8 protein-coding genes are annotated in these 10,720 nt (G+C 62.8%); 6 read left to right on the top strand and 2 right to left on the bottom strand.

Going from position 1 to position 10,720, the window contains the following annotated elements; all coding sequences use genetic code 11:
- Positions 1–160 precede the first annotated feature (160 nt).
- On the bottom strand, positions 161–1,513 hold the full coding sequence (glmU, locus tag ACT6QG_RS10115) for a bifunctional UDP-N-acetylglucosamine diphosphorylase/glucosamine-1-phosphate N-acetyltransferase GlmU (protein ID WP_444977418.1): 1,353 nt from the start codon (positions 1,511–1,513) through the stop codon (positions 161–163).
- A 160-nt stretch (positions 1,514–1,673) separates the two neighbouring features.
- On the opposite strand from glmU, the gene ACT6QG_RS10110 reads away from it, so the two are divergent.
- Positions 1,674–2,072, top strand: a complete 399-nt coding sequence (locus ACT6QG_RS10110; protein ID WP_444977417.1) for a hypothetical protein — start codon at positions 1,674–1,676, stop codon at positions 2,070–2,072.
- On the opposite strand, the gene ACT6QG_RS10105 is transcribed toward ACT6QG_RS10110, so the two are convergent.
- Positions 2,032–3,657 carry a glycoside hydrolase family 17 protein gene (locus tag ACT6QG_RS10105; protein ID WP_444977416.1) on the bottom strand — a complete coding sequence of 542 codons (1,626 nt, stop codon included), beginning with the start codon at positions 3,655–3,657 and terminating at the stop codon, positions 2,032–2,034. The two genes, ACT6QG_RS10110 and ACT6QG_RS10105, sit on opposite strands and share 41 nt — an antisense overlap.
- Before the next feature lie 243 nt (positions 3,658–3,900).
- Between ACT6QG_RS10105 and ACT6QG_RS10100 the strand changes: the two genes are divergently transcribed.
- The 5 genes from ACT6QG_RS10100 (at position 3,901) to ACT6QG_RS10080 (ending at position 10,688) form a co-directional block, all read left to right on the top strand.
- The gene (locus ACT6QG_RS10100) at positions 3,901–4,446 is read left to right on the top strand and encodes a hypothetical protein (RefSeq protein WP_444977415.1); all 546 of its coding nucleotides are present in this window, start codon (positions 3,901–3,903) and stop codon (positions 4,444–4,446) included.
- Between the two features lie 207 nt (positions 4,447–4,653).
- Positions 4,654–7,305, top strand: coding sequence for a glycosyltransferase (locus tag ACT6QG_RS10095; RefSeq protein WP_444977414.1), 2,652 nt, complete (start codon positions 4,654–4,656; stop codon positions 7,303–7,305).
- Positions 7,306–7,386: 81 nt separating this feature from the next.
- Positions 7,387–8,031, top strand: a complete 645-nt coding sequence (gene mobA / locus ACT6QG_RS10090) for a molybdenum cofactor guanylyltransferase MobA (RefSeq protein ID WP_444977413.1) — start codon at positions 7,387–7,389, stop codon at positions 8,029–8,031.
- A gap of 108 nt (positions 8,032–8,139) precedes the next feature.
- A complete protein-coding gene (gene gltA, locus ACT6QG_RS10085; protein ID WP_444977412.1) occupies positions 8,140–9,450 on the top strand; it encodes a citrate synthase in 1,311 nt (436 codons plus the stop codon).
- 197 nt (positions 9,451–9,647) lie between these two features.
- Positions 9,648–10,688, top strand: a complete 1,041-nt coding sequence (locus ACT6QG_RS10080; RefSeq protein ID WP_444977411.1) for an enoyl-CoA hydratase/isomerase family protein — start codon at positions 9,648–9,650, stop codon at positions 10,686–10,688.
- Positions 10,689–10,720 lie beyond the last annotated feature (32 nt).

The raw sequence follows: 10,720 nt of genomic DNA, 5'->3' as shown, positions 1-10,720 counted from the left end.
ACCCTTCCCGAGAATACCGACAATCCCACACATAGGCCAAAGCTCCACCACTTGCCGGCCGCGCCTCAGGGGAATCAGGGCAGCAGCCTTTACCTTCTCTACCGGCAACACCTCCGACGGAGGAATCAATTCATCTTGCCGTTTCTGTCACTCAAGGGAATCAGCGCGGTTTCACCTGTGCGCTCTTGAAGGCCCTGAAGTCCCGCGCCCAGCCTTCCTTCACCACCTGCCGGCTGCGGGCCAGCGCCAGTGCATCGGCCGGCACATCGCTGGTCACCACCGAACCGGTGCCGATAAAGGCCCCCGCCCCGATCGAAACCGGCGCAACCAGAGCACTGTTCACGCCCACAAAGGCATCCGGCCCGATCTCGGTGCGGTATTTGCCGAAGCCGTCATAATTGCAGGTGATGGTGCCCGCCCCCAGATTGGAACGCGCGCCCACATGCGCATCACCGATATAGGAGAGGTGATTGACCTTCGCCCCCGCCTCGATATGAGCGGCCTTGGTCTCCACGAAATTGCCGATCTTCGCGCCCTCGTCGATCCGAGATCCGGGACGCAGGCGGGCATAGGGGCCAATAGTGACGCCGGCGCCCACCTGCGCGCCCGCCAGATGCGAGAAGGCGTGGATGACCGTATCATCCCCCACGCTGACACCGGGGCCGAAAACCACGTGCGGCTCAATGATGACATCGCGGCCCAGCATGGTATCGGCGCTGAGGAACACGGTTTCCGGCGCAATCAGCGTAGCCCCGCCCGCCATGGCGGCCCGGCGCAGGCGCTGCTGAAGAATGGCCTCAGCCTCGGCCAGCTGGATGCGGCTGTTGACGCCTGCAACCTCATCCACATCGGCCTCGGTCGCCACCACCTTCAGGCCATCCGCGCGGGCAAGCTCCACGGCATCGGTGAGATAATATTCGCCCTTGGCATTGGCATTGCCAATTCCCTCCAGCAGCCGCAAGGCATGGGCGCCCGAGAGAGCCATAAGGCCGGCATTGCAGAAATTGACCGCCTTTTCCGCGGCACTGGCGTCCTTTTCCTCACGAATGGCGAGAAGAGCCTCACCATCTGTGAGCAGGCGTCCATAGCCGGTCGGGTCCTGCGGACGGAAACCAAGCGCTGCGACAGCCGCGCCTTCCGCCAGCGGCGCGCGCAGGGCCTGCAGTGTTTCCGGGCGAATGAGCGGGGTATCGGCATAAAGCACCAGCACATCATCCACCCCCTCGGCCAGCGCGGCGCGCGCGGCCAGCACGGCATGGGCTGTGCCAAGGCGCTCATGCTGCACGAAAACCTGCGCATCCGGGATGACGCGCAAGGCTTCGGCCGCCACATCCTCACGATCCGGACCGATGACGACGGCAGTGCGGGTGGCGCCGGCCTTGCGGGTGGTGGTGAGCACATGGCGCAGCATGCTCCAGCCGGCAACCTGATGAAGAACCTTGGGCAGGCGCGAGGCCATGCGCGTGCCTTCACCGGCGGCCAGAATGATGACGAGCAGGCTGCGATCACTCATGTAAAATTCTCCACCATAGCTGCGGCACTCATGAGACAGTCGCCATCAGAATGCCGTGCATGCCGTTCAGATTTCGTGAAAGCCACAGTGCCATGCAACTGGACGCGAACGTCCGTGCACCTTAATCAGCCCTGCCAGCATTTCGAGTTGAGTTGAGCATATGACACAGACCTCACAACCGGGCCACACCTTGTTCCGCCCCGGCCCGCGCAGCCTCAACTGGCTGATTCCACTGGGCATGGGCACGCTCGGCTGGGCCTTGTACATGCGCTACATGATGGTGGAGCCAGCTCTGGTACGGCTGGCCTGTGATGCGGGCCTGCAGAGCGCGGGCTGCTATGCGCGCTCTGCCGTGCTGGTGCTGATGGAATGGTCCATCTTCGGAATGATCGCGCTGGCGGCGGCTGTGGTGCATCTCATTGCCCCTTCCCTCGCCGCCTTTGCCGTGGCGCTGGTGTTTTCCGCCTGCGCACTGGTGTTTCATAATGAAATCGCCGGCGCGCTGGCGGTGATGCTGCTCATCCTTTCGTTCGCGCGGAGCGGACCCGCCACAGCGTGAGCGCAAGCAGCAGGCACAGCAGGCCGAACCACAGGGCCTGCCAGTTCGCCAGCGTCTCATTGAGCGGAATATAGAAGCCGGCCAGCAGGAAGCCCCAGAAGCTGGCCTGCTCGGCCATCCCCGCGCCCTCACGCACCGGTCGATGCGCCAGAGCGCCGGCCAGCAGGGCGACCACAACGCCTGTCAGCGAATAGATCGGGAAATCCTTGTAGCGCGGGCTGAACACCAGTTCGAGCGTGGCGACGCCCACGGCTGCAACACCCAAGGCAAGCATCAGGGCCGAGATGACAGCGGCAGGACGCGCCATCGCCCGCAAATCCCCCGAAAGCGCGACAGCCATCGGTGCAAGGCCCTGCCCGCGGGCGATCACCGCCGGCACCACCCCCACGCTCAGGACAGCCAGAGCGAAAAAGGCGCCATTGCGCACCCAGCCGGTGATGCCAAGGCTTTCCAGCGGCAGGGCGGAAAGAGCAACCCCCAGCGTTGCGCCGCTGGCAAGGGCAACAAGGGCGATGGCGAACCATTCACCGTTGCGCACGCCTCCCTCACGCCCGCGCCCGGCCAGCGCCGCCGCCCCAAAGGCAGCGATGACAGCGGCGATTCCCACACCGATATGCATGCGCCAGCCCGGGAAATCCTCCACCGGCTGGCCCCAGGCGAATTTCGCCTCGCGGTTTGAAGAATCAATAATGCCCCAATGACCGCCCACCGTGCCCTCGCTGCGGCGCTTCCAGGGCTGGTCGAAGGCCTCGATCAGATTGACCCGATAGCCGCGCTTTTCGGCCAGGGTCAGCACATCCTGCACCACCCGCGCCTGATTGGAGGGGGAAGGCAGAGCCCCCTCGCGCATGCGGCCGGAGGAAGGCCAGCCGGTTTCACCGATAAGGATTTCCTTGCCCGGAAACTCCTCCGCCATTTTCTGGCGGATGGAATCGATATGCGCCCCTGCCTCATCGGCAGAAACCGGCAGGTCCTCCCAATAGGGCAGGATATGGATGGTGACGAAATCCACATCCTGGGTCAGCGCCTTGTTGCGCTCCCAGAACTCCCACACATCGGCATAAGTCACGGGCACATCGCCCACTTTCGACTTCACATCGCGAATGGTGGCGGCAAGGTCGGTGGGAGACATCTCGCCCCGCAGCAGCACCTCATTGCCAACGATGACCGCCTTCACCACATCCGGATTCTCGCGCGCAAGGGTGGTGGCAATCTCCACCTCCTCGCGGTTGCGGTCCTTCTCCGCGCCCAGCCAGATGCCCTGCAGCACCTCCAGCCCATGCTTGCGGGCAATGTGCGGAACCTTGTCCAGCCCCATCTCGATGGAATAGGTGCGCACGCAGGAGGTGATCCTGGCGAGCTGCGCCATGTCCTCATCGATCTGCGCCTCGGAAATCACCAGATCCTTGATGAAAGGCGACTGGTCATCGCGGAAGGGCGCATAGGAAACGCAAGGCAGTTTCTGCTCCGGCCCATGGCTTGTGGCAGGCATGTGAACCGGCTGGCCCAGCCATGCCCATAACCCCGAAACGAGCCCGGCAACCACAAGGGCGAGCAGGAGCGGCAGGCGCGCGGCAGACAGCATGAAAACTCCTGATTAAAGCTCTGCGTGTAAGAATGGGGGCGAAACAGGCGGAGAACCCCGCTCCTGAACCCAAACGATCTGTCTGGCGGGCAAATAGAGCTTCAAAAGGGCACTGTGAAGCCGCAGATGCGAAAAGTCGGGTACAGAAGGCGGGTTATGCCGTCATGCTGACAAATTCACGCGCATCTCCTAGAGTTATTATAGTAGGTGCACGCCTTGTATCTCCAGCAGAATATGGATCTCATGCAACGCTTCCGAATTTCGCATCTGGCTGGCGCAACTGCGGTTGCATGTGCGGCTTTCGTTTTCGCTTCCGGCATCAGCTCACCTGCCCTGGCGCAGAACCAGGCCAGTGTGCCCAATGCTCCCCAGCAGCCGGTGCAGCAGCAGAGCCCGGAGGAGAAGATCCTGCAGGAGATCCAGCGCCGCACCATCGAGGAATATGACGAGGCCGCCAAGCTGCCGGGCACGGCGGGCCTGCCGGAATGCGTATGGGGTGGACGGCGGATCGCGGCCTTGCTCTGGCGTGATGATCTGGATACCGCGAGCCGCCATCTGGCGCTTTATGAGCGCTTCGGCTGCCCCACCGAGCATCTGAAGCTGACCTTCCGCTGCCTCGTGCGGCAGGGCCATATGGACCCGAAGGCGCAGGAGCGGCTGGCCGGGCGGGTGCACCAGTGCTGGGTGAACCCGGACTTCACCCCCGCCATCGCCCCCCAGACTCCCCCGCCGGAAGCCGCACCCGCTACCCCTGCGGAAGATGCCCCGCCACAGGATCCCCGCCAGTAAGGAATAGTCACCCGCAGGCCGCAGGGGCGCCGAAACCCCGCCACAGTCAGGCGCTAGTCCTGTATGCGGAACGGCGGGCGCACCCTTGCGTTGCGGCCAGCACAATGGTTTCGGGCGACGGCACCCAGATGACGCCGCCCATACATCTTTCAGTCCTGCGCACGACATTTCGGGGGCAGGACCATCTCCCTGTTGAGCGGGTCGGCCATGCGTAAGGGTCTTGCTGTTGCGGCAGCGGTCATCATCATTGCCTCGTCCCTGAGCGCGCTGCTCTGGTATCTGATGCGGCCGGAGGTGCACGCTCCCGATATTACCGGACAGGTGCAAAGCCTCTCCTTTGCCCCCTACGGCCGCTATATGGACCCGGAAAAGGGCACGCCGACCAATACCGAGCAAATTCGGAATGATCTGAAGGTCGTGGCGCCCTACACGCAGGCTGTCCGCACCTATGCCTCCACGGGCGGCATCGAGCAGGTGGCCCCGCTGGCGGCGGAGCATGGGCTCAAGGTTTCCGTTGGCGCCTGGATCGACAAGCGCGAGGAGCGCAATACCCGCGAGCTGGAGAATGTCGTCGCCATCGCCAGGGCGAACCGGAATGTCTCAAGCATCGTCGTGGGCAATGAGACGGTGTTGCGCGCGGAAAAGACCGGCCCGGAAATGGCGGCGCTCATCCGTCAGGTCAAGCGGCAGGTCAATGTGCCCGTCACCACGGGCGAAATCTGGAACACATGGCTGGATGAGCCGGAACTGGCCTCCTCGGTGGATTATATTCTGGCGCATATCCTGCCCTATTGGGAGGGTGTGCCGGCCAACCAGGTGGTCGATTATACGGTCAATGCCTATAACCGCCTGCGCGCGGCCTATCCCGGCAAGCGTATTGTCATCGGCGAATTCGGCTGGCCCTCCAGCGGCTTCAACCGCGATGCCTCGGTGCCCGGGCAGGTGGAGCAGGCCAAGATCCTGCGCGACTTCATCGCCCGTGCCGATGCGCTGGGCATCGAATACAACATCATCGAATCCTTTGATTCGCCCTGGAAGAATTTCGAAGGCTCGGTCGGCCAGTACTGGGGCATCTTCGATGCGGACCGGAACCTGAAATTCCCCTTCACCGGCCCGATTGTCGAGCGCTCCTACACGCAGACCACCATCATGGCGCTGGTGCTGGGCGTTCTGTTCACCCTGCCGCTGCTGTGGCTGAAGGGCCCCACCTTCGTGCAGGGGCTGGCGCTGGCCATCTCGGCCAATGCGGTTGCCTCCTGGCTCGCGCTGGTGGCCGAGTACTGGCTCACCCATTATGTTTCCGGCGGTGACTATTTCACGCTGGCGCTTTGTGTCGTGATGCTGGTGCCGCTGGTGTTCGTGATCCTCTACCGTATCGAGGAGCTGGCGACCTTTGCCTTCGGTCGCGGCCCCAAGCGCCTGCTGGACCAGCAGAAGCTGCCAGACCCCACCCGCTTCCCCAAGGTCTCCATCCATGTGCCCGCCTATCGCGAGCCGCCGGAGATGCTGAAGCAGACGATTGATGCCCTCGCCCGGCTGGAATGGCCGAATCTCGAATGCATCATCATCATCAACAACACGCCCGACCCGGAGATGGTGGAGCCCATCCGCGCCCACTGTGCGGCGCTGGGAAGCCGGTTCAAGTTCATCAATGCCGAGAAGGTTTCAGGCTTCAAGGCCGGTGCCCTGCGCATTGCGCTGGAGCAGACGGCGCAGGATGCTGAAATCATCGGCATCATCGATGCCGACTATGTGGTGAGCCCGGACTGGCTGAAGAATCTGGTGCCGGTTTTCGAGGACCCCACCGTCGGCCTCGTCCAAGCCCCGCAGGATCATCGCGATGGCCATCTCAGCCCGCTGCATCAGGCGATGAATGCGGAATATGCCGGTTTCTTCGATATTGGCATGGTGCAGCGCAATGAGGATGACGCGGTGGTGGTGCATGGCACCATGTGCCTCATTCGCCGCGCCGCCATGGAGCAGGCTGGCAACTGGTCTTCCGACACCATCTGCGAAGATACGGATCTGGGCCTGACCATCGCCGAACATGGCTGGAAGACCCATTACACCGCCCGCCGCTATGGCTGGGGCCTGCTGCCGGACAGCTTCGAGGCCTTCAAGAAGCAGCGCCATCGCTGGGCCTATGGTGGCACGCAGATCATCAAGAAGCACTGGCGCCGCTTCCTGCCGGGCAACTCCCAGCTCACGGCGGCCCAGAAGCGGCATTTCGTGCTGGGCTGGATGTCATGGCTGGGCGCAGAATCAGTGGGCGCTGCCGTGGCGCTGGCTTCGCTGCTCTTCGTGCCCTTCGTGCTGTTTCTGGGCATTTCCGTGCCGGCCTATGTGCTGACCCTGCCTATCGTGGCGACCTTTCTGGTCTATGCCCTGCACTTCATCAGCCTGTACCGGCTGCGCGTGCGCACCACGCCCCTGCGGATGATCGGCGCGGCCATTGTGGCCAGCGCCGTGCAGTTCACCGTCGCCAAGGCGGTGCTGGATGGCTTCCGCTACAAGGATCTCGCCTTTGCCCGCACGGCGAAGGGCAATACCTGGCTTGCGGGCGCGGCCCGCTCTTTCCCGGCCCTGCCGGAAGCCGTCATCGGCTCCTGCCTGCTGATCGCCGGCGTGGTGCTGGTTTACACCAACTGGCACGATACGCGTGAAATCAATCTCTACGCCATGGCGCTGATGGTGCAGAGCCTGCCCTATGTGGCCGCCGCGGGCATTGGCCTGTTTGAGTCCTCCCGCTTCAATGATTACGCCTTCTGGCGGGCCCTGCATGCGAAAATGGCCCCCTTCCTGCCCCGCTGGCTCGCCCCGGCGCGCAGTTCCGATACGCCAAGACCCGTGGGGGACTGAACCCCGCTGGCCCGCAAGACCTTGCATGCACCGGAATGAAGTGGGCGGGACAGTTCCCGCCCATTTTGCTATCTGGAGGACATGATGCCCCCGCCCCTTCCATTCGGCCTGATTCTCGCTGGTGGCCATGGCCGCCGCATGCAGGCGGGCCTGGAGCGGAATGGGCCTGCGCCCCACCCGCGCCTCAAGCCGCTCGTCATGCTGGAGACGCAGCCGCTGATTGCCCATGTGGTGGAACGCGTGCGCCCGCAGGTGGCGCGGCTGGCCATCAATGCCAATGATCCGCCCGAGCTTTTTCAGCCCTTTGGCCTTCCCGTGATCGCGGACAGCATGCCCGATCGCCCTGGCCCGCTGGCCGGGGTTCTGGCCGGGCTGGAGTGGATCGCGCGGGAAGCGCCGGGCACCCCCTTGCTCACCGTGCCCGCCGATACACCCTTTTTGCCGGAAAACCTCGTCTCGCGCCTCATGCTGGGCTATCAACGCAGCGGACGTGTGACCTGTGCGGCTTCCAACGGACAGAATCATCATGTCATCGCAATCTGGCCCGCCAGTGCGCGTGAACCGTTACATGCGGCGCTTGAAACGGGTAACCGGAAAGTTGGGGCTATCCTTCAGGCGCTGCAGGTCGTATCGGAGTGCTGGGATGGGGAAGCCGGCGACCCCTTCTTCAATATCAATTCAGCCGAAGATCTCGCCGCCGCGAGGTTACACCGACTTGCCAAATAATGGAGACGGGTCACGCTTGCGGCAAAATTGGGGAGGGGTTAGGACTGCACGATGGCGCTTCGCTCCTGCGAAATGCGCTGATGAGTCCACCCAAAGGATGAGGGATCCATGGACGCCACCAATGACACCGGTGCCAAAGCCGCCAAGCTTAGCCTAGGCGAGAAAAGCTGGGATCTGCCGATCCACGGGGGAACCATTGGCCCCGATGTAGTCGACATCTCCAAGCTGTATGGCCAGACCGGGATGTTCACCTACGACCCCGGCTTCACCTCCACGGCCTCCTGCGAAAGCAAGATCACCTATATTGATGGTGACAAGGGTGTTCTGCTCTATCGCGGCTATCCCATCGAGCAGCTTGCCGAGAACGGCGACTTTCTGGAGACCTGCTATCTCCTGCTCTATGGTGAACTTCCCACCGCCGCCCAGAAGGCCGAATTCGACCGCTCCGTGACCTACCACACCATGGTTCACGAGCAGATGAACCGCTTCTTCCATGGTTTCCGGCGTGATGCTCACCCCATGGCCATCATGGTGGCCTCGGTCGGCGCACTGTCCGCCTTCTATCACGACTCCACAGACATCTCGGACCCGAAGCAGCGTCTCATCGCTTCGATCCGCATGATCGCGAAGATCCCGACCCTGGCCGCCATGGCCTACAAATATTCGGTCGGCCAGCCCTTCGTGTATCCGCGCAACGATCTGGACTACACCGCCAACTTCCTCTCCATGTGCTTTGCCGTGCCATGCGAGGACTACAAGGTGAACCCCATTCTCGCCCGCGCCATGGACCGGATCTTCATCCTCCATGCCGATCACGAGCAGAATGCCTCCACCTCCACCGTGCGTCTGGCCGGCTCCTCCGGGGCCAACCCGTTCGCCTGTATCGCCGCGGGCATTGCCTGTCTGTGGGGGCCCGCCCATGGCGGCGCCAATGAAGCCGCACTGAAGATGCTGGCCGAAATCGGCTCGGTGGATCGTATCCCCGAATATATCGCCCGCGCGAAGGACAAGAATGATCCCTTCCGCCTCATGGGCTTCGGCCACCGGGTCTACAAGAATTATGATCCGCGCGCCAAGATCATGCAGCAGACCTGCCACGAAGTGCTGAACGAGCTGGGCATCAAGGATGACCCGCTGCTCGACGTCGCCGTGGAACTGGAGCGCATTGCGCTGCACGACGATTATTTCGTCGAGAAGAAGCTGTATCCGAACATCGATTTCTATTCCGGCATCACGCTGAAGGCGATGGGCTTCCCCACCTCCATGTTCACCGTGCTGTTCGCCCTGGCCCGCACCGTGGGCTGGATTGGCCAGTGGAAGGAAATGATCGAGGATCCGGGCCAGCGTATCGGTCGCCCGCGCCAGCTCTATACCGGCGCACCGCAGCGCGACTATGTGGACATGGCCAAGCGTTCCTGATGGAAAGTCCGTTCCTGATGGAGCGGGCAGGTTGAAGGCTGCGGCCTGAAACCTGATTGGTGATATCTGAAAAAGGGCGTGACCTTCCGGCCGCGCCCTTTTTTGCATCTTCTGGTCGCGCGCCCTGTTCCTGCGGCCTGAACGGCTTATGATCTCCCCATCAGCGTATTTGCGCCATCACTGAAGGGAGTGCCGACATGTCCGCCCAGCAGGCTGTTTCGGGTCTCACGGTCTCTCGACAGGGCCATGCCGCCATCGTGACGCTGGACAAGCCCCACACATTGAATGCGCTGGATCTGGACATGTTGCAGGGCCTCACCCGGCTGCTGAAGCAATGGGCCGCGGATGATGCCATAAGCGCGGTGGTGGTGCGCTCCAGCAGCCCGAAGGCCTTCTGTGCGGGTGGTGATATCCGTCATCTGCGCACCGCCAGCATGGCGCAGCGATTCGATGAGGTGGAGACCTTCTTCACCGCCGAATATGGCCTCAGCGGCCTGATCGGTGCCTATCCAAAGCCTTATGTGTCCCTTATCGATGGCTATTGCATGGGCGGGGGCATGGGCATTTCCATGCATGGCGGCCACCGCGTTGTTGCCGAAGGGGCGGTGATGGCCATGCCGGAAACCCTGATCGGCTTTTATCCGGATGTCGGCTCAAGCTATCTGTTTCCGCGCCTCAATAGCGGGGTGGGCCCCTATCTTGCGCTCACGGGAACATATATCGGCCCTGCGGAGGCACTGGAGACGGGCCTCGCCACCAGTTTCGTTCCCCGCGCCAGCCATACCGCGCTGGTGAATGCCCTGATTGATGGCCAGCCGGCTGCGGAAGCCATTCACCAGTTTTCTGTCCCCCTGCCAGAGCCTTCCGCCCTTGCCCCGCAGATTCCCGATATTGCCAGCGCCTTTTTCAATGCCGCATCGGTGCTTGAAATCATCCAGAGGCTGGAGCACACACCGGGGCCGTTTGCCAGCCGGACACTTGCAACGCTCAGATCCCGCTGCCCCACAAGCCTTGCCCTCACCTTCGAGAATATGCGCCGGGGCGCCCGGATCGATCTTCCCGGCGCTCTCGCGCTCGAACTGCATCTGTGCGTGCCGGTTTCCCGCAGGGCTGATTATGCGGAGGGCGTACGGGCGGCTGTGGTGGATAAGGACCATAATCCGCGCTGGCAGCCGGCCCGCATCGAAGATGTGGATATGGCCGCCATTTCAGCACTTTATGAAGGCGCGCCTGGCTAAGTGCGGCAAGACCGGGGATGGCGCCGAAAGCG

The sequence above is a fragment of the Haloleucobacter ellipsoideus genome, from assembly GCF_052491725.1.
This window is presented reverse-complemented; position numbering and strand designations above follow the sequence as displayed.